The following is a 17,121-nucleotide window of genomic DNA, read 5'->3' on the forward strand; positions in this document are numbered from 1 at the left end:
GCACCGCGATGCCCACCAGCACCGCCACGCGCGTGACGAAGTCGGTGTCGGCCACCGTGCCGAGCGTGATCGTGATGATCTCCGCCGACAGGATGAAGTCGGTGCGGATCGCGCCCTTGATCTTCTCCTTCTCCACCGCGACCAGGTCGACCTCGGGATTGACCAGCGCCTCGGTCAGCTCGTGGTGGTGCGCCTCGTCCTCGTGCCGGCTGTGCAGCATGCGGTGCGCGAGTTTCTCGAAGCCTTCGAAACAGAGGAAGGCACCTCCCACCATCAGGAGCGGCACGACCGCCCATGGCGCCAGCGCGCTGATGGCCAGCGCCAGCGGCACCAGGATGGCCTTGTTGACCATCGACCCTTTGGCCACCGCCCACACCACCGGCAGCTCGCGCTCGGCCGCGACGCCGGTCACCTGCTGCGCGTTCAGTGCGAGGTCGTCGCCCAGTACGCCGGCCGTCTTCTTGGCGGCCACCTTGGTGAGGATCGACACATCGTCCAGCAGCGTGGCGATGTCGTCGAGCAGGGCGAGCAGGCTGGAGGCCATGGGGGGTCCGTCGTGGGGCGAGGCCGCGATTCTCGCATCCGCCCGCCGCAGAAAGGGAGGGGCCGGCGCGCCGGGCCGGCCGGATCGCTACACTCGGCCCATCGCAGCCAGCAGGAGCGGATCGTGGCGAACCGAAGGGGTGGCAACGGGACCCGGCGTGCCGGGAGCGCGGTGCTGTTGGCGCTGGCGTTCGCCGGCGGTGCGCAGGCGGAGGTCCGGGACAGTGCCGCCAACGGCTTCACGGTCGAGAACAGCGTGGTGGTCGCCGCCTCGGTCGCGGACGCCTGGGACGCGCTGGTGGACGACGTGGATGCGTGGTGGCCGCGCGACCACACCTGGTGGGGCAAGGCGTCGACGCTGGTGATCCAGCCGCGCAGCGGCGGCTGTTTCTGCGAGACCGCGGGCGACCGTGAGGCCCGCCATCTCGAGGTCACCTTCGCCGATCCCGGCCGCCTGCTGCGCATGACCGGCGGCCTGGGGCCGCTGCAGGGCATGGGCCTGGACGGCGCGCTGGAGTTCCGGTTCGCGCCGGTGGAGGGCGGCGGCACGCGCATCACGTTGTGGTACCGCGTGGGCGGCTACACGCCGGACGACCTGTCGAAGTTCGCGCCAGTGGTGGACCGCGTGCAGGCGCAGCAGCTCGGCGGCCTGGCCGCCCATTTGGCGCGGCGCGACGGCCCGATCGAGGAAGAGTCCTGACTCAGAACCGTTCGCTGGGCGGCAGGTAGCGCCACTGCCCCGGCGGCATCTTCGACAGCGGGATCCGGCCCAGCCGGATGCGGCGCAGCGACAGCGCGTGGAGCCCGACTTCGTTGCACAGGTACTGCAGCAGGCCCGGCCGCACGCCCTTGATGGCGAAGCGCAGCCGCTGCTCGCTCTGCCAGCTGACCTTGAACGGCGCCACCGGCCAACCGTCGAAGCTGGTGCCGTGCGACAGCCGGTTCCAGCCGTAGGGCGCGAGTTCGCCTTCGACGTCGACGATGAATTCCTGCTCGAGCTTCGCCGCGTCCTCCGCCAGGCGCCGCAGCACGCGGCCGTCCTGGCTCAGCACCACCAGGCCGCTGGCGGCGTCCTCGAGCGGCAGGGCCGGCGCCTGGTGGACGAAGTGGCGCTTGTGCACGCGCCAGCCCGAGGGATCCTCGTCCCAGCGGTGGGCCGGCGTGGCCAGCTCGATCGCTTCGGCCGACGGCAGGCCGGCGGGCTTGTGCAGGACCAGGGTCGCGGGTTCGGCGGGCTCGAGCTTCGCGTCGGGGTCGAGTTCGACCCGCTGGTCGGTAACCTTGAATTGGGGCTCCTCGACCACCGCGCCGTCGACGCGGACCCAGCCGCCCTGCACGTACTGCTCGGCCTCGCTGCGCGAGCAGCCGGTGATCTCGACGACGCGCCTGGACAGCCGGACGGGCTCGCTGATCAACCCTTGCCGGCCTTCTTGCTCTGCTTCTCGGCGCGCTTTTCCTTCAGCGTCTTCTCCGGCTTCTTCTTCTCGGTCTTCTTCTGGTTCAGGCCCTTGGCCATGGTGGACTCCGTGCGGTGGTGTTCCGGGCGGCCCGTGCCGGCCGGTGCGGGAAGCATGCGCCGCGGCCGCGACTTTTTCCATGGGGCGCCGGGGGCGACAATGCCGGCATGGACGACGAACTCACCAGCCGGCTGCAGCTGCCGCCCGGACCCTGGGCCACGGTGCTCGATGCGCTGTGCGATCGCTTCCCGGCCGTGGATCGCGCACAGTGGCTCGACCGGATGCAACGTGGCCGCGTGCGCGATGCCCGCGGTGAACCGCTGGAGGCGTCGACGCCGCACCGCGTCGGGATGGAACTGACCTACTCGCGCGAAGTGGCGGACGAGGCGGTCGTGCCCTTCGAAGAAGCGATCGTGCACGAGGATGCGCACCTGGTGGTCGCCGACAAGCCGCACTTCCTGCCCGTCACGCCCGCCGGCCGCTACCTCGAGCACACGCTGCTGCGGCGGCTGCAGCGGCGGTTGGGGGAACCTGGCCTCGTGCCGCTGCACCGCATCGACCGCGGCACGGCGGGGCTGGTGCTGTTCTCGCGTGATCCCGGCTCGCGCGCCGCCTACCAGGCGCTGTTCCGCGAGCGCCGGATCGACAAGCACTACGAGGCGCTGGCGCCCGCGCTGCCCGCGCTGGCGTTCCCGCACGTGCGCCGCAGCCGGATCGAGGCCGGCGAGCCGTTCTTCCGCATGCGTGAAGCCGAGGGGGCGCCGAATTCGGAGACGCGCATCGACGTGATCGACCGCGGCGACGCCACCTGGCGCTACGCGCTGCAGCCGGTGACCGGCCGCAAGCACCAGCTGCGCCTGCACCTGGCGGGGCTGGGTGCGCAGATCGTCGGCGATCCGCTGTACCCGGTGCTCGACGACGCGCCCGAGGATTTCGCGCGGCCGCTGAAGCTGCTCGCACGGCGGCTGGTGTTCCGCGATCCGCTCAGCGGCGAGCCGCGGGTGTTCGAGACTTCGCTAGCCCTGTGACCGGCCGCCGGCCCGCCGCCAGTCCAGCGTCAGCGCGATGCCGCCCAGCACCGCCGCGGCGCCCAGCGCCAGCCGCAGGTCGATGGTTTCGCCCAGCAGCAGCACGCCGGCCAGCGCGGTGATCACCGGCACGCTGAGCTGGCTGCTGCCCGCCACCTGCGGCGACAGGCCGCGCAGCGCCGCGTACCAGAGCGCGTAGCCCAGGCCCGAGGTCAGCGCGCCGGAGGCCAGGGCGAGCAGGGCGCCGTCGAGGTCCGGCTTGAGCCAGGGCCAGGCGATGCCCGCGGCGATCACCGCCAGGGGCGCGGCGCGCATGAAGTTGCCCGTGGTGGAGGCCAGCGCATCGGGCAGGCCGCGGCCGCGCAGCGTGTAGATGCCCCAGGCGACCCCGGCGCCGAGCATCAGCGCCGCGGGTTCGGCCGGGGGCGCGGTGAGGCCGGGCCACAGCAGGCCGACCAGCCCCGCCAGCGCGAGCGCGAGCCCCGCCGCCTGCCAGGCGCTCCAGCGCGTGCCGGTGAAAAGGCCGGCCACCAGCATCGTGGCCTGCACCGCGCCGAACAGCAGCAGCGCCCCGGTGCCGGCGCTGAGCCCGGTGTAGGCGTAGGAAAACGCGATCGCGTAGGCGAACAGCGCGGCCGCCGAACGCCAGCTGCCTGCCGCGGGCAGGGGACCCGGCCGCACCGCCAGCAGCAGCACCAGCATCATCGCCCCCGACAGGATGCGGATGGCCGTGAAGCTGGCCGGGTCGATGTCGGTGTTCGCCAGCGCCGCCCGGCAGAGCAGCGAGTTGCCGGCGAAGGCCAGCAGGGCCAGCGCGGTGAGCGTGGCGAGGCGGAGGCGCGTGGGCGCGCGGGCGGCGTCGGGCATGGGTGTCGCGGTTCCGGAACGGGGCGTCGGGGGCGCTATCATCGCCCGATGGCCCATCTCCTGCTCAATCTGCGACACGTCCCCGAGGACGAGGCCGACGAGGTCCGCGCCCTGCTGGACGAACACCGGATCGATTTCTACGAAACACCGCCCAGCTTCTGGGGCGTGTCGGCGGGCGGCTTCTGGCTGCCGGACGCGGCCGGGCTGGCGGCGGCGCAGGCGCTGCTGGCCGGCTACCAGGCCGAGCGCGGCGAGCGGATGCGCGCCGAACGCGAGGCCGCGCTGCGCGAGGGCCGCGCCCCGGGCACCTGGGCCGGCATCCGCGCCCGGCCGGGCCAAGCGATCGGCGCGATCGTCGGCATCCTGCTGATGCTGGCCGTGGCGACGCTGCCGTTCCTGCTGATCGCGCGCTGATCAGGGCGCCAGCGCGTCGAATTCGTCGTCGGGCAGGGCGATGAACGCCCAGAACGGCCGGCCCACGTCGCGCCAGGCCAGCGACGCGCCTTCCAGCACCGCGACCAGGGTGGCGAAATCGTCGGGGCAGACCTCGCGCAGCGCGCCCGGGGATTCCAGCCCCAGCACGTAGCCTTCGGCCGGTAGCCAGGACAGGTCGCACAGCGCGTCCGACAGCGAGTCCCAGTTCAGCCCGAAGCCGGGCGGGAAGGCGAACGCGGCGGCCAGCTGGCGCAGCAGCGCGGCCTTGTCCGCGCAATCCGCGAGGTCGACCGAGACGCAGCGGAAGCCCAGACCTTCGGCGGCCTCCAGCAGCGGGCCGAGGTCGGAGGCGGTGAGGTAGAAGGCGCCGGACTGGTCCGGTTCCACCAACAGCGACTGCAGCGGATGCAGGCTCATCGCCTGGCCCCGATGCGGCGGAAGGATTCGTAGTGGTCGTCGGTGTACCAGTACTCCGCCGGCGGCTGGCCGCCGGTGACGATGCGGCGGGGGCCGCGGTGCGAGAGCCCGGGCGTGCGCACCGTGAACTCCCGGTAGTAGCCGCGCGGCCGCGCGGGCAGCCTGCGCTCGAAGTTGTTGAACACGCTGCCGTCTTGCCGGTGCGGGTACGGGCCGTCGCGGGCGATCAGCGCGAGCGTTTCGAGCGCTTCCGGCGGCAGGCCGTCGTCGGAAAACGCGGTAGGCGCGGCCGTCGGTGCTTCGGACCCCGGCGAGGCGGCGTCCTGTGCAGGCGCCTGCGAAGGCAATGCCTCGATGGCGCCACTGCGGTCCAACGCTTCATCGATGCGCCCGGCTCCCCCGGGCCCCTGCCAGAACCACAGCAAGCTGGCGATGATGACCAGGGTCAGCAGGGGGCGAAGCTTGCGCATGGCCGCGTCCGGCAATGGGGAGCCGGGAGTCTAGCAAGCGAGCGCGGCAGGGCTCAGCCGGGCGGCGCGATCCGCACCTGGTTGCGGCCGGCGCGCTTGGCCGCGTACATCGCCTGGTCGGCGCGCCGGATCAGGCGATCGATGTCGGCCTCGCCCGGCTCGAGCGCGGCAACGCCGATCGACACGCGAAGCGGCACCGCCGACCCGTCGGCCAGGAAACCGATGCGCGCGACCGCGGCGTGGATGCGGCGCGCCGAGGCCTCGGCCACCGCCAGCGGCGTGTCGGGCAGCAGCACCGTGAACTCTTTGCCGCCGTGCCGGCCCAGCAGGTCGCGAGGACGAAGCTGGTCGCGCATCGCCGACGCCACCAGGCGCAGCGCCTGGTCGCCGGCATCGTGGCCGTGCTCGTCGTTGATGCGCTTGAAGTGGTCGAGGTCGAGCACCATCAGCGCGCAGTCCTGGCCCGGGTCGCGGGCGATGCACAGGCGTGCCTGCTGCAGGAACGCGGTGCGGCTGAGCAGCCCGGTCAGCCCGTCGGTGTCGGCGATGTCCTGCAGCCGCTCCAGCAGGCGCTCGCTGCCCATCAGCACGAAGCCCAGGCTGGCGACCGCGGGCGCCAGCATCGCGCCGCCGAGCAACATCGTTTCAACCCACGGCTGCTCGACCCAGGCGCGGGCCGCGCTGCCCTCGGGCATGAACAGCAGGGCGCCGCGCGCCGTCAGCACCAGGGCGCACAGGGAGAACGCCGCGCCGACGATGCCGGCATTGCCGCCGGCCGGCCGCGGGCCGCGACGCAGCGCCACCACCGCCGTGCTGGCCGCGATGCCCGCGCAGAGGAAGGACAGCAGGCCCGTACGCATGGGCTGGCCCGGCTCGGTGAACAGCATGAGCGCGCTCGCCACCGCGACCAGCAGCACCGGGGCGGCGAACCAGGGCGAATCCGGCATGCGCCCGCGCGACGCCACCAGGGCGCGCAGGTACTCCACGAAGGACGCGACGATCAGGGTCTTGCCCGGCACCGCCAGGCCCGGGACATCCACGGCCCACTCCAGCAGCAGCCAGCCCAGTGGCGCCAGCAGGATGGCCCGCGCCCAGATCCGCTGCGGACCCGCGAGTTCCTCGGGCTGGCGCGCGGCCGCCGCGTACAGGCCCGCGGACATCGCCGCGGAGGCGAGCAGGGCGATCAGGGCGCTGGCAAACGGGTCCAGGAACACCGGTGGCCCCCCCGAGCCGTGGTGATGGGCGGAAGGCTAGCATTTCCAAGGCCCGGCGGCGCTGCGCCGGACGCAGCCGTTTTCGTAACATGGGCGCTTGCTAGGCTGTGCAGCCCACGAAACCAAGGAGTCGCCCATGTCCCAACCCTTTGACGTCGCCGTGCTCGTCGGCAGCCTCCGGGCCGACTCGCTCAACCGCCGCGTGGCCGATGCCCTGGCCGGCCTGGCGCCGCCGGCGATCGCCCTCTCGCAAGTCGCGATCGGCGATCTCCCGCTCTACAACCCGGACCTGGAAACCGATGCGCCGCCCGCGGCCTGGGTCCGCTTCCGCGAGCGCGTGGCCCGCGCCGACGCGCTGCTGTTCATCACCCCCGAGTACAACCGCTCGGTGCCGGCGGCGCTCAAGAACGCGCTGGACGTCGGCTCCCGCCCGTACGGCAAGAGCGTGTTCGGCGGCAAGCCGGGCGCGGTGGTCAGCGTATCGCCGGGCGCGATCGGCGGCTTCGGCGCCAACCACCACCTGCGGCAGTCGCTGGTGTTCCTCGACGTGCCGCTGATGCAGCAGCCCGAGGCCTACCTCGGCGGCGCCGACAAGTTCTTCGGCGAGGACGGCAAGCTGGCCAGCGAGTCCACCGAAAAGTTCCTCGGCAAGATCATCCACGCGTACGCCGACTGGGTCGCGCGGATCAAGGGCTGAGGCGGTCGATGGCATTGCTGCGCGGGGCCAAGGCCCTTTTCGCCGGCGCGCTGGTGAGCGCCAGCACGTTGGTCCATGTCCCCGTGCTGCTGGCGGTGGCGCTGGTGAAGGCGCTGCTGCCGCTGAAGGCCGTGCGCCCGGCGCTGGACCGGGCGCTGATGGTGATCACCGAGAGCTGGATCGGCATCAACAGCGCGCTGATCGACGCCTTCACCACCACGCGTTTCGTGGTCGAGGGAATCGAAGGGCTCCGCTACGGCGGCCACTACCTGGTGCTGGCCAACCACCAGAGCTGGGTGGACATCCCGGTGCTGCAGAAGGCCTTCAACCGGCGCATCCCGCTGCTGCGCTTCTTCCTTAAGAGCCAGCTGTTCTGGGTGCCGCTGCTGGGGCTGGCCTGGTGGGCGCTGGATTTCCCCTTCATGAAGCGCTACTCGCGCCAGCAGCTGGCCAAACGGCCGGAGCTGGCCGGCCGCGACGTGGCGGCCACGCGCAAGGCCTGCGAGAAGTTCCGGCACATCCCGGTGTCGATCATGAACTTCGTCGAGGGCACTCGCTTCACGCCCGCCAAGCACGCGCGCCAGGCCTCGCCGTTCGCGCACCTGCTCAAGCCCAAGGCGGGCGGCGTGGCCTTCGTGGTCGGCGCGATGGGCGAGGCGATCGACACCGTGCTGGACGTGACGCTCCACTACGAGCCCGCGCGCCCGACGCTGGTGGACCTGTTCTGCAACCGGGTGCGCGAGGTGCGCGTGCACGTGCAGGCGCGCCCCGTGCCCGCGGGCTTGGCCGAGGGCGACTACGAGACCGACCGCGCGCACCGCGTGCGCTTCCAGGGCTGGATCAACGAGATGTGGCTGGCCAAGGACGCGCGCCTGGCGGCCTGGAACGCCCCGGGCCCGGCCCGGGGCGGCTGAGCGTCAGAGGCGCTGCGCGGCGAAGGTATCGCACTGGCGGTAGTCGCCGCCCTCGAAGCCGACGCGGAACCAGCGCACGCGCTGCTCGGCGCTGCCGTGGGTGAACGAATCCGGCACCACCTGGCCCTGCGACTGCCGCTGCAGGGTGTCGTCGCCAATGGCCGAGGCGGTGGCCATGGCTTCCTCGAGGTCGCCGGCCTCGAGCCAGGCGTGGCGCTTCTGCGCGTGGTGGGCCCAAAGGCCCGCGTAGCAGTCGGCCTGCAGCTCCTGGCGGACCAGCGGGCCTTCGGCGCCCTCGACGTTGCCGCCGCGGCGGCGGATGTCGTTCACCTGCGCCGAGATGCCGGTGATCGTCTGGATGTGGTGGCCGACCTCGTGCGCGATCACGTAGGCCTCGGCGAAATCGCCGCCGCCGCCCAGGCGCTGCTCCATCTGGTCGAAGAAGCTCAGGTCGATGTAGACCTGCTGGTCGCCCGGGCAATAGAACGGGCCGACCGCGGCCGTGGCGCCGCCGCAGGCCGACTGCACCGAGCCGCTGAACAGCACCAGGGTGGGCGCGGGGTAGCGCTGGCCCTGGGCTTCGAAGATGGCGCTCCACACATCCTCGGTTTCGCCCAGGATGCTGGCGACGAACTGAGAAGCCTCGTCGTTGGCCGTGGGTGCCGTCGCCGCGCCGCCGGCCTGGGGCGCGGACGGCGCCTGCTGCTGCACCTGGGCGATCAGGCCCAGCATCTCCATCGGGCTCTTGCCCAGCAGGAGGCCGATGACGAACACCGCGGCGATGCCGCCGAGGCCGAGCTTGAGGCCGCCACCGCCCCGGCCGCCGAGGCCGCGACGATCATCGACGTTGCTGCTGCGTCTTGCGCTGCGCCACTTCATGGGTCGGTCTCCGCGGGGGGTCGGGGCGATTGTTGCCCAAACCCGGGCGCGGGGCGAGGGCGGGGCCCGGCCGATGGCCGGACCAAGCGGTTCAGCGTGGCGGGGCGGCTTCATCCGCCGGCGTGGCATCGGCCCGCAGCGCGGCGAGGATGGCCTGTCCGGCGCGGCCGTCGGCCTCGCGGCCCAAGCGGGCCTGTTCGAGCGCGAGCGCGGCCCGCGACTTGGCGCCGATCATCCCGTCCACCTCGCCGATGTCGTGGCCGCGCGCGACCAGCAGCGACTGCAGCTCCCGCCGCTCGGCCCGCGACAGGCCCGGGTCGTCGGTGGGCCAGCGCGCCTGCAGGCCCTCGCCGCCGCGCAGGCGGTCGGCCAGCAGCGCGATCGCCAGCGCATAGCTCTCGGCGGCGTTGTAGGAAAAAATCGCGTCGTAGTTCTTGAACACGAGGAAGGCCGGTCCCTCGCGGCCTGCCGGCAGCAGCAGCGCGGTCGGCGCCTCGCTGGCGGCCAGCGCCCCGCCGTCGGCGCGGACGATGCCGCGACCGATCCAGTGCGAGAGCGGGCGACGCGATTGGCGGCCACTCACCGAGGCATCGAAGCCGGCGGGCAGGCGCACCTCATGGCCCCAGGGCTTGCCCGGCTGCCAGCCCGAGCGACGCAGGTAATTCGCGGTGGAAGCGAGCGCATCGGGGATGCTGCCGACCAGGTCACGACGGCCGTCGCCGTCGAAATCCACCGCGATGCGTGAATACGTGGACGGCATGAACTGCGTGTGCCCGAAGGCGCCGGCCCAGGAGCCCACCAGTCCTTCCGCGGACAGGTCGCCGGCCTGGATCAGCTTCAGCGTCGCGAACAGTTCGCCCCGGAAGAACGCCTGCCGGCGGCCCTCGCAGGACAGCGTGGCCAGCGAGCCCAGCAGCGGCTTCTTGCCGAAGGTGCGGCCGAAGTCGCTCTCCACGCCCCAGACCGCGACCACGGTGGCCGGGTCGACGCCATGCGCGTCCTGCACCCGGGCCAGCAACGATGCGTGTTCGGCCAGCATCGCCCGGCCGTCGGCCACGCGCTGTTCGTCCACCAGGCCGGCGAGGTAGTCCCAGATCGGGGTGCGGAATTCCGGCTGGTAATCGAGCGAGTCCAGCACCCCCTGGTCGCGTGCCAGGCCGGCAGTGTGCTTGTCCCATGTGGCGCCGGTGATGCCTTGCGCCAGCGCCTGCGGGCGCAGCGTGGCCAGGCAGCCGTCGAGCGTGGGTTCGGCCGCGGCGGGCAGGGCGGCGAGGGCAAGCAGCAGGGTCAGGGTCGGGCGCATGCCGCGAACCTTACGCGGCAGCGGCTGAATCGTCACCGGCCGGGCTATGCTGCGCGCATTCCCTCTTTCGGATGGCGCGCATGGTCACGGTCCACCACCTCGAGAACTCCCGTTCGCAGCGGGTCCTGTGGCTGCTGGAGGAGCTCGGCGTGCCCTACGAGGTCAAGCGCTACGCCCGCGACCCGAAGACGATGCTGGCGCCTGCGGAGCTGAAGAAGGTGCATCCGCTCGGCAAGTCGCCGGTCATCACCGACGGCGGCACCGTGGTCGCGGAATCGGGCGCGATCATGGAGTACCTGGCCGACACCTACGGCCAGGGCCGCCTGCTGCCGCCGCCCGGCGACCCGGCGCGCCGCGCCTGCACCTACTGGCTGCACTACGCCGAGGGCTCGCTGATGCCGCCGCTGCTCATGACCCTGGTGTTCTCGAAGGTGCGCAGCTCGCCGATGCCGTTCTTCGCCAAGCCGATCGCCAGGGGCATCGCCGACAAGGTGATGTCGTCCTTCGTGTCGCCGCAGGTGAAGCTGCACTTCGACTATCTCGAGCAGACACTGGCGTCCTCGGAATGGTTCGCGGGCGCCGGCTTCAGCGTGGCCGACATCCAGCTGAGCTTCCCGATCGAGGCCGCCGCCGCCCGCGGCGCGCTCGGTCCGACCCGCCCGAGGCTGGCCGCATTCCTCGAGAAGATCCACGCCCGTCCTGCCTACCAGCGCGCGCTGGCCAAGGGCGGTCCGTACGAGCTGATGCGCTGAGGGCCGCCATGGAATTCTCGATCACCCTGGCGATCATCGTCCTCACCAGCCTGGTGTCGTGGCTGGGGTTCAACAGCGAGGCCCTCAAGGGCGCGCTGGTGCTGTGGCCGCCGGCCGTGACGCGGCGGCACGAGTACCACCGGTTCCTGGGCTACGGCGTGGTGCATGCCGACTTCATGCACCTGCTGTTCAACATGTTCACCCTGTTTTTCTTCGGGCGGCTGATGGAGGGCTTCTACGCCCAGTACCTCGGGTCGTTGGGCTTCCTGTGGTTCTACCTCTCCGCCCTGGTGGTGTCGGCGCTGCCGAGCTACCTCAAGCACCGGGACGACCCGAACTACGTCACGCTCGGCGCCTCGGGCGCGGTGTCGGCCGTGCTGTTCGCCTTCATCCTGCTGCGCCCGTGGGAGACGCTGCTGATCTATTTCATCCCGGTGCCGGCCATCATCTTCGCGGCGCTGTACACCGGCTACTCGGTGTACATGAACCACCGCCAGGCCGACCGCATCAACCACAGCGCCCACCTGGCCGGCGCCGCCTACGGCGTGCTCTTCACCGTGCTGATGGAGCCGAAGGTGCTGTCGCACTTCCTGGCCGAGCTGATGAACCCGGGCGGCTGAGCCGGGACTCGGCTGGCCCGTGCGAGAATGCGGCATGACTGAATTCACGACCCAGCCGCTGCCGCCCGAGCTGCAGCAGGCCCTGGAGGTACTCGAGTACCGCCAGATGACGCCCGTGCAGGCCGCCAGCCTGCCGCCCATCCTCGCCGGCCGCGACGTGATCGCCCAGGCCCGCACCGGCAGCGGCAAGACCGCGGCCTTTGGCCTCGGCCTGCTGTCGAAGCTTCAGCCCGACGCCGGCCAGGTGCAGGCGCTGGTGATGTGCCCGACCCGCGAGCTGGCCGACCAGGTGGGCAAGGAAATCCGCCGACTGGCGCGCTTCATGCCCAACATCAAGGTGTCGGTCTTCTGCGGCGGCGTGCCGCTGCGGCCACACTTGGCCTCGCTGGTGCACCCGCCGCACGTGGTGGTGGGCACGCCCGGGCGCCTGCAGGAACTGATCGACGAGGGCGCGCTGTCGCTGGCGCAGCTGCGCGTGGTGGTGCTGGACGAAGCCGACCGCATGCTCGACATGGGCTTCGAGCCGGCGATCGCCGGCATCCTCTCGCAGGCGCCCAAGGACCGGCAGACCCTGCTGTTCTCGGCCACGTTCCCGGAGGAAATCCGCGCGCTGGGCCGGCGCTTCCAGCGCGAGCCCGAGGAGCACACCGTCGCCGACGGCGCCGTCGCGGCCATCGTGCAGCGCTTCTACGAGGTCGAGGCGCCGCGCAAGACCGACGCGCTGGCCCTGCTGCTGGCCGACGAAAAGCCCGAGTCGGCGCTGGTCTTCTGCAACACCCGCCGCGACGTGCAGCAGGTGGCCGACGACCTCGCCCAGCGCGGTTTCTCGGTGCTGGCGCTGCACGGCGACCTCGAGCAGCGCGATCGCGACGAGGTGCTGGTGTGCTTTGGCAACCGCAGCGTGCAGGTGCTGGTGGCCACCGACGTCGCGGCCCGCGGGCTGGACATCAAGGACCTGCCGCTGGTGGTCAGCCATGGCCTGGCCAGCGACGTGGATACGCACACGCACCGCATCGGCCGCACGGGCCGCGCCGGTGGCGAGGGCCTGGCGCTGTCGCTGGTGGCCTCGGACGAGCGCCGCCGCGTCATCGCCATCGAGGAGCAGCTGGGGCAGGCCGTGCGCTGGGAGCGCATCGACCTTTCGCGCAAGCCAGCCAAGCCGGCGCCGCCGGCGATGACCACGCTGGTGGTGGACGCGGGGCGTCAGGACAAGCTGCGCCCGGGCGACCTGGTCGGCGCGCTGACCGGCGCCGCGGGCCTGCCGGCCACGGCGATCGGCAAGATCGATGGGTTCGCGACCCGGACCTATGTCGCGATCGAACGCAGCCAGGCCAGCAAGGCCCTGGAGAAGTTGAAGGCGGGGAAGATCAAGGGCCGCAGCTTCCGGATCCGGAAGCTGGGCTGACGGCGCGAGCGCGGCGCGGACTGGCCGCGTCGGCTCCAGCGGGTGCCGCGGGAAGCCGCGTGCATCGCGGGCTCAGCGCCAGGGGCGGGCGCCGGCGACCTGGCGGCGCGGTTCGGCCAGCGCCTTGCGGCGGCTGATCTCGGCGTCCAGGCGACGGTACTCCGGGCTGCCGATTTCGCCGGCCATGACCAGCTCCCAGAGCTGGATGGCCAGCTCGTCGTCCATGACCTGCTGGGTGGGGAAGGGGATGACGATGCCCATGGCGTGACTCCGTGTGTTGGGGGGATGGCTCACGGACGGCTCTTGCATCTTCCATGCCATGGCGACGCCGAGGCAAGACTTCGGGGCCTGCGTCACGTTTTCCCCGGCGAAAACCCCAGATATCGGGGTCCGCGCCGCGTCGCCACACCAGGCCACGGTGACTTGCCCGCCCCGGCGTGACAGGATGCGCGCCACTTCTGACGCACTGCGGCACCCCGGCCGGCCCCGACCATGCGAGTCAACAAGCACATCAGCGACACCGGCTACTGCTCCCGGCGCGAGGCGGACCGCCTGGTGGCCGAGCGCCGCGTGACGGTCAACGGGCTGCCCGCGGGCATCGGTACCCAGGTCGAAGAGGGCGACGAAGTCCGGATCGATGGCCAGGTGCTGGCCAAACGCGCCGCCAAGCCGGGGGCGCGCCGCCACGTCTACATCGCGCTGAACAAACCGGTGGGCATCACCTGCACCACTGACACGGCGGTGAAGGGCAACATCGTCGACTTCGTCGGCCACGAGCAGCGCATCTTCCCGATCGGGCGGCTGGACAAGGATTCCGAGGGCCTGATCCTGCTCACCAGCAACGGCGACATCGTCAACGAGATCCTGCGCGCCGAGAACCACAAGGAAAAGGAATACCTGGTCGGCGTGAACCAGCCCGTGACCGACGAATTCCTGCGCGGGATGGCCAAGGGCGTCCGCATCCACGGCGAGATGACCTTGCCGTGCCGCACCCGCAAGATCGCCAAGTTCGGCTTCTCGATCGTGCTCACCCAGGGCCTGAACCGGCAGATCCGCCTGATGTCGGCCGCCCTCGGCTACCGCGTCACCCAGCTGCGCCGCATCCGCATCGCCAACGTCAAACTGGCCGAACTCAAGCCCGGCCGCTGGCGCAACCTCACCGAAGCTGAACTGCGCGGCCTGCTGCCGGCGCGCACGGAGTGGTGAGCGGGCGCCCGTCTGCTACCCTCCGCGCCGTCGCACCCCATCCTGTCCGGAGCCCGAAGATGTCCCTGCGTCCCCGCCTGCTGGCCCTGCTGCTCTGCGTCCCGGGCCTGGCCCTTGCCGTCGATCCGATCCGCCCGCCGCAGCCGCTGAACGCGCCGCCGAAGCAGGCGATCGAGACCGCCAGCGGCATGAGCTACATCGTGCTCAAGCCGGCGCCCGACGCAAACAAATTCTTCTCGGGTGAGTGGGTCGAGTACCGCGCCGACGTCTGGAGTTCGGACGGCGTCACCCGCGCCAGTTCGCGCGAATCCGGCCCGGTGGTCGCCACCGTGCGCCGGCTCGCCGCCGAGCAGCCGGGCCTGGCCCGCGCCATCCTGAGCACGCCGGTGGGCGAATCGCGCCGCTGGTGGATCCAGCCCGAGCGCCTGCTGCCGGGCTATCCCGGCATGCCTAACCTGCTGCACGTCATCGACCTGACGGTGGTGGGCGAGAAGAACCCCGTGCAGGCGCCGGCCGACGTCGCGGCGCCGCCGGCCGATGCCCTGCGCACGGCCTCGGGCCTGGCCTACAAGGTGCTCAAGCGCGGCGACGGCGGCGCCAAGCCGGGCCCGCGCAGCGAGATCGAGATCCACTACAGCGGCTGGACGACCGACGGCCGCCTGTTCGACAGCTCGGTGGCGCGCGACCAGCGTGCGTTCTTCCCGCTCAGCCAGCTGATACAGGGCTGGCAGGAAGGCGTGCAGCTGATGTCGCGCGGCGACAGCGTGCGCTTCTGGATCCCGGGCCACCTGGCCTACGACATGCAGCCGCCGTCGCCGGGCACGCCGCGCGGCATGCTGGTGTTCGACGTGACGCTGTACGACTTCACCGAGCCGACCGCGCCCTGACGCCAGGCGCTGCGCCTTCCGGCAGCCGGCGCGTCGCGCCGCCCGGTGCCGGGCCCCCGACAGGCCGGCGCATCGCTCGGTTCAGCGCTTCGCCTGCACCCAGGCGGCGGCGCCGGCGCCGGCGCGGCGGCCGGAGGCGAAGCAGGCCGTGAGCAGGTAGCCGCCGGTCGGCGCTTCCCAGTCGAGCATTTCGCCGGCGGCGAATAAGCCCGGGTGGCGGCGCAGCATCAGGTGCTCGTCCAGCGCCTCGAGGCGGATGCCACCGGCGCTGCTGATCGCCTCCGCGATCGGGCGCGGCCGCTGCAGGCGCAGCGGCAGGGCCTTGATGGCGGCAGCCACCTTCATGGGATCGCCCAGGCCGTCCTTGCCCAGCACCTCGCGCAGCAGCGCGGCCTGCACGCCGTCGAGCCCGGTGCTGCGGCGCAGGTGTTCGCCTTGGCTGCGCCCCTTGCGCGGGCGGGAGAGTTCCGCTTCCAGCCGTTCGCGATCGCGGCCCGGGGCCAGGTCCATGAGCAGCGTCGCCTCGCCATGCGCCTCGATGCGGTCGCGCAGCGCGGCCGAAAGTGCGTACACCAGGCTGCCCTCGAGGCCGTGCTCGCTGGCCACGCATTCACCCTGGCGCCAGGCGGGCGGCGTGCGGCCATCCGCGATGGCGAGGCGGACGGGCTTGATCGGCGCGCCGGCGAAGTGCTGGCGGAAGTATGGCGTCCAGGCCACGTCGAAGCCGCAGTTCGCGGGCTTCAGTGGCGCCACGTCGACGCCGGCCGCGGCCAGCGGCGCCGCCCAGGTGCCGTCCGACCCCAGCTGCGGCCAGCTAGCGCCGCCCAGGGCCAGCACGGCCGCATCGGCGCGATGTTCGCGCGGGCCGTCGGCGGTGTCGAAGCGCAGCACGCCATCCTCCGACGGACCCCGCCAGCGGTGCGAGACGTGGAAGCGCACGCCCTGCTCGCGGAGACGCCGCACCCAGCCACGCAGCAGAGGCGCCGCCTTGAGGTCGGTCGGGAACACCCGCCCCGAGCTGCCGACGAACGTCTCCACGCCCAGGCCCCGCGCCCACTCGCGCAAGGCGTCGGCGTCGAATTGCGCCAACCAGCCGGCGACCGCCTCGCGGCGTTCGCGGTAGCGACCGGCGAACACCTCGCGCGGATCGCTGTGGGTCAGGTTCATGCCGCCCTTGCCCGCGATCAGGAACTTGCGTCCGACCGAGCCCTTGGCCTCGAACACGTCCACCTCGCAGCCGGCCGCGCGCGCGGTTTCGGCCGCCATCAGGCCGGCGGGGCCGCCGCCGATGACGGCGACGCGGGGAAGGGAAGGCGGGGACATGCGCCGATTGTCTCATGCCGCCCGCGCGCCGCCGTCCGCCGCTTGCCCGCGCGCGGGTCTGGGAATCATGCTGTCGAGTCATCGTGATTTCCCGGACGCGCCGCGCATGCCCTACACCCCGATCGTCGCCACCCTCGGCTACGTGCTGTCGCCCGATCGGCGCAAGGTGCTGATGGTCCATCGCAACGCACGGCCTGGCGATCATCATCTGGGCAAGTACAACGGCCTGGGCGGCAAGCTCGAGGCGGACGAGGACGTGATGTCGGGCATGCGCCGCGAGATCCGCGAAGAGGCCGGCATCGAATGCGGCGCGATGACGCTGCGCGGCACGATCAGTTGGCCCGGTTTCGGCAAGCAGGGCGAAGACTGGCTCGGCTTCCTGTTCCTGGTCGAGGACTTCTCGGGCGAGGTGCCGGAAAGCAACGAGGAGGGCGACCTGTCCTGGGTGCCGATCGAGGCCCTGCCGGGGCTGCCGCTGTGGGAAGGCGACCGCCATTTCCTGCCCCTGGTGTTCGACGGCGACCCCCGGCCGTTCCACGGCGTGATGCCGTATCGGGACGGGGTCATGCTCTCGTGGCAGTATTCGCGCTGAAAATCGGTCATCGTGAAGCCAAATGACGTGAAAGCGGTTTAATCAGTCGTTTGAAATATCGGCGGCGAGCCGGATAACCAATTTTTCACCTCGTGGAACGTATGATTCACGG

20 protein-coding genes and 1 pseudogene are annotated in these 17,121 nt (G+C 71.7%); 11 read left to right on the plus strand and 10 right to left on the minus strand.

Translation table 11 applies throughout. The features are described from left to right. On the minus strand, window positions 1-544 hold a 544-nt coding region (locus VFV21_RS05705; protein ID WP_329668511.1), incomplete at its 3' end, for a DUF808 domain-containing protein. 171 nt (window positions 545-715) lie between these two features. Between VFV21_RS05705 and VFV21_RS05710 the strand changes: the two genes are divergently transcribed. Beyond that, the gene (locus tag VFV21_RS05710) at window positions 716-1,243 is read left to right on the plus strand and encodes an SRPBCC family protein (protein ID WP_329668512.1); all 528 of its coding nucleotides are present in this window, start codon (window positions 716-718) and stop codon (window positions 1,241-1,243) included. A gap of 1 nt (window position 1,244) precedes the next feature. Here the strand turns inward: VFV21_RS05710 and VFV21_RS05715 are convergent, their stop codons facing one another. Beyond that, window positions 1,245-1,955, minus strand: coding sequence for an rRNA pseudouridine synthase (locus VFV21_RS05715; protein WP_329668548.1), 711 nt, complete (start codon window positions 1,953-1,955; stop codon window positions 1,245-1,247). A 212-nt stretch (window positions 1,956-2,167) separates the two neighbouring features. On the opposite strand from VFV21_RS05715, the gene VFV21_RS05720 reads away from it, so the two are divergent. Then, window positions 2,168-3,028, plus strand: a complete 861-nt coding sequence (locus VFV21_RS05720; protein ID WP_329668513.1) for a pseudouridine synthase — start codon at window positions 2,168-2,170, stop codon at window positions 3,026-3,028. On the opposite strand, the gene VFV21_RS05725 is transcribed toward VFV21_RS05720, so the two are convergent. Beyond that, window positions 3,017-3,895, minus strand: coding sequence for a DMT family transporter (locus VFV21_RS05725; RefSeq protein ID WP_329668514.1), 879 nt, complete (start codon window positions 3,893-3,895; stop codon window positions 3,017-3,019). The two genes, VFV21_RS05720 and VFV21_RS05725, sit on opposite strands and share 12 nt — an antisense overlap. A 48-nt stretch (window positions 3,896-3,943) precedes the next feature. Between VFV21_RS05725 and VFV21_RS05730 the strand changes: the two genes are divergently transcribed. Then, a complete protein-coding gene (locus tag VFV21_RS05730; RefSeq protein ID WP_329668515.1) occupies window positions 3,944-4,309 on the plus strand; it encodes a DUF6164 family protein in 366 nt (121 codons plus the stop codon). On the opposite strand, the gene VFV21_RS05735 is transcribed toward VFV21_RS05730, so the two are convergent. From VFV21_RS05735 to VFV21_RS05745, 3 genes are read right to left on the minus strand one after another with little or no spacing between them, the layout of a single operon-like run. Further along, window positions 4,310-4,747, minus strand: a complete 438-nt coding sequence (locus VFV21_RS05735; RefSeq protein WP_329668516.1) for a barstar family protein — start codon at window positions 4,745-4,747, stop codon at window positions 4,310-4,312. It lies immediately after the preceding gene. Further along, window positions 4,744-5,217, minus strand: coding sequence for a ribonuclease domain-containing protein (locus VFV21_RS05740; protein ID WP_329668517.1), 474 nt, complete (start codon window positions 5,215-5,217; stop codon window positions 4,744-4,746). Before VFV21_RS05740 ends, VFV21_RS05735 begins: the two co-directional genes overlap by 4 nt. A 53-nt stretch (window positions 5,218-5,270) precedes the next feature. After that, window positions 5,271-6,431 (minus strand): GGDEF domain-containing protein, encoded by a 1,161-nt coding sequence (locus VFV21_RS05745; protein ID WP_329668518.1) that lies wholly within the window; start codon window positions 6,429-6,431, stop codon window positions 5,271-5,273. A 136-nt stretch (window positions 6,432-6,567) separates the two neighbouring features. Between VFV21_RS05745 and VFV21_RS05750 the strand changes: the two genes are divergently transcribed. Continuing rightward, window positions 6,568-7,128 (plus strand): NAD(P)H-dependent oxidoreductase, encoded by a 561-nt coding sequence (locus VFV21_RS05750; protein WP_329668519.1) that lies wholly within the window; start codon window positions 6,568-6,570, stop codon window positions 7,126-7,128. A gap of 8 nt (window positions 7,129-7,136) precedes the next feature. Then, complete coding sequence (locus VFV21_RS05755; protein ID WP_329668520.1) at window positions 7,137-8,042, plus strand: acyltransferase; 906 nt, start codon at window positions 7,137-7,139, stop codon at window positions 8,040-8,042. Between the two features lie 3 nt (window positions 8,043-8,045). Here VFV21_RS05755 and ypfJ read toward each other — a convergent pair whose 3' ends face one another. Further along, window positions 8,046-8,921, minus strand: a complete 876-nt coding sequence (gene ypfJ / locus VFV21_RS05760; protein WP_329668521.1) for a KPN_02809 family neutral zinc metallopeptidase — start codon at window positions 8,919-8,921, stop codon at window positions 8,046-8,048. A gap of 94 nt (window positions 8,922-9,015) precedes the next feature. Beyond that, a pseudogene (locus VFV21_RS05765) lies at window positions 9,016-10,224 on the minus strand (lytic murein transglycosylase); the annotation flags it as partial. 80 nt (window positions 10,225-10,304) lie between these two features. On the opposite strand from VFV21_RS05765, the gene VFV21_RS05770 reads away from it, so the two are divergent. From VFV21_RS05770 to dbpA, 3 genes are read left to right on the plus strand one after another with little or no spacing between them, the layout of a single operon-like run. After that, complete coding sequence (locus VFV21_RS05770) at window positions 10,305-10,976, plus strand: glutathione S-transferase (protein ID WP_329668522.1); 672 nt, start codon at window positions 10,305-10,307, stop codon at window positions 10,974-10,976. 8 nt (window positions 10,977-10,984) lie between these two features. Further along, the gene (locus VFV21_RS05775) at window positions 10,985-11,596 is read left to right on the plus strand and encodes a rhomboid family intramembrane serine protease (protein ID WP_329668523.1); all 612 of its coding nucleotides are present in this window, start codon (window positions 10,985-10,987) and stop codon (window positions 11,594-11,596) included. 34 nt (window positions 11,597-11,630) lie between these two features. Beyond that, a complete protein-coding gene (gene dbpA / locus VFV21_RS05780) occupies window positions 11,631-13,001 on the plus strand; it encodes an ATP-dependent RNA helicase DbpA (RefSeq protein WP_329668524.1) in 1,371 nt (456 codons plus the stop codon). A 72-nt stretch (window positions 13,002-13,073) separates the two neighbouring features. Here dbpA and VFV21_RS05785 read toward each other — a convergent pair whose 3' ends face one another. Then, window positions 13,074-13,262 carry a hypothetical protein gene (locus tag VFV21_RS05785; RefSeq protein WP_329668525.1) on the minus strand — a complete coding sequence of 63 codons (189 nt, stop codon included), beginning with the start codon at window positions 13,260-13,262 and terminating at the stop codon, window positions 13,074-13,076. 231 nt (window positions 13,263-13,493) lie between these two features. Between VFV21_RS05785 and VFV21_RS05790 the strand changes: the two genes are divergently transcribed. Both VFV21_RS05790 and VFV21_RS05795 read left to right on the plus strand, forming a co-directional pair. Further along, complete coding sequence (locus tag VFV21_RS05790) at window positions 13,494-14,207, plus strand: pseudouridine synthase (protein ID WP_329668526.1); 714 nt, start codon at window positions 13,494-13,496, stop codon at window positions 14,205-14,207. A gap of 59 nt (window positions 14,208-14,266) precedes the next feature. Continuing rightward, complete coding sequence (locus VFV21_RS05795) at window positions 14,267-15,094, plus strand: FKBP-type peptidyl-prolyl cis-trans isomerase (RefSeq protein ID WP_329668527.1); 828 nt, start codon at window positions 14,267-14,269, stop codon at window positions 15,092-15,094. 81 nt (window positions 15,095-15,175) lie between these two features. Here the strand turns inward: VFV21_RS05795 and VFV21_RS05800 are convergent, their stop codons facing one another. After that, window positions 15,176-16,417, minus strand: a complete 1,242-nt coding sequence (locus VFV21_RS05800; protein WP_329668528.1) for a TIGR03862 family flavoprotein — start codon at window positions 16,415-16,417, stop codon at window positions 15,176-15,178. 106 nt (window positions 16,418-16,523) lie between these two features. Here VFV21_RS05800 and VFV21_RS05805 point away from each other — a divergent pair, with 106 nt between their 5' ends. Beyond that, on the plus strand, window positions 16,524-17,009 hold the full coding sequence (locus VFV21_RS05805) for an 8-oxo-dGTP diphosphatase (RefSeq protein ID WP_329668529.1): 486 nt from the start codon (window positions 16,524-16,526) through the stop codon (window positions 17,007-17,009). Window positions 17,010-17,121: the final 112 nt, after the last annotated feature.

Source organism: Arenimonas sp. (assembly GCF_036275555.1).
GTDB lineage: Bacteria > Pseudomonadota > Gammaproteobacteria > Xanthomonadales > Xanthomonadaceae > Arenimonas.

What these genes read in the sequence shown, in the direction of transcription:
- VFV21_RS05720 (WP_329668513.1), top strand. Translation starts at nt 2,168, where the DNA reads ATGGACGACGAACTCACCAGCCGGCTGCAGCTGCCGCCCGGACCCTGG.
- ypfJ (WP_329668521.1), bottom strand. Translation starts at nt 8,921, where the DNA reads ATGAAGTGGCGCAGCGCAAGACGCAGCAGCAACGTCGATGATCGTCGC.
- dbpA (WP_329668524.1), top strand. Translation starts at nt 11,631, where the DNA reads ATGACTGAATTCACGACCCAGCCGCTGCCGCCCGAGCTGCAGCAGGCC.
- VFV21_RS05750 (WP_329668519.1), top strand. Translation starts at nt 6,568, where the DNA reads ATGTCCCAACCCTTTGACGTCGCCGTGCTCGTCGGCAGCCTCCGGGCC.
- VFV21_RS05785 (WP_329668525.1), bottom strand. Translation starts at nt 13,262, where the DNA reads ATGGGCATCGTCATCCCCTTCCCCACCCAGCAGGTCATGGACGACGAG.
- VFV21_RS05725 (WP_329668514.1), bottom strand. Translation starts at nt 3,895, where the DNA reads ATGCCCGACGCCGCCCGCGCGCCCACGCGCCTCCGCCTCGCCACGCTC.
- VFV21_RS05805 (WP_329668529.1), top strand. Translation starts at nt 16,524, where the DNA reads ATGCCCTACACCCCGATCGTCGCCACCCTCGGCTACGTGCTGTCGCCC.
- VFV21_RS05755 (WP_329668520.1), top strand. Translation starts at nt 7,137, where the DNA reads ATGGCATTGCTGCGCGGGGCCAAGGCCCTTTTCGCCGGCGCGCTGGTG.
- VFV21_RS05730 (WP_329668515.1), top strand. Translation starts at nt 3,944, where the DNA reads ATGGCCCATCTCCTGCTCAATCTGCGACACGTCCCCGAGGACGAGGCC.
- VFV21_RS05795 (WP_329668527.1), top strand. Translation starts at nt 14,267, where the DNA reads ATGTCCCTGCGTCCCCGCCTGCTGGCCCTGCTGCTCTGCGTCCCGGGC.
- VFV21_RS05770 (WP_329668522.1), top strand. Translation starts at nt 10,305, where the DNA reads ATGGTCACGGTCCACCACCTCGAGAACTCCCGTTCGCAGCGGGTCCTG.
- VFV21_RS05735 (WP_329668516.1), bottom strand. Translation starts at nt 4,747, where the DNA reads ATGAGCCTGCATCCGCTGCAGTCGCTGTTGGTGGAACCGGACCAGTCC.
- VFV21_RS05800 (WP_329668528.1), bottom strand. Translation starts at nt 16,417, where the DNA reads ATGTCCCCGCCTTCCCTTCCCCGCGTCGCCGTCATCGGCGGCGGCCCC.
- VFV21_RS05775 (WP_329668523.1), top strand. Translation starts at nt 10,985, where the DNA reads ATGGAATTCTCGATCACCCTGGCGATCATCGTCCTCACCAGCCTGGTG.
- VFV21_RS05740 (WP_329668517.1), bottom strand. Translation starts at nt 5,217, where the DNA reads ATGCGCAAGCTTCGCCCCCTGCTGACCCTGGTCATCATCGCCAGCTTG.
- VFV21_RS05790 (WP_329668526.1), top strand. Translation starts at nt 13,494, where the DNA reads ATGCGAGTCAACAAGCACATCAGCGACACCGGCTACTGCTCCCGGCGC.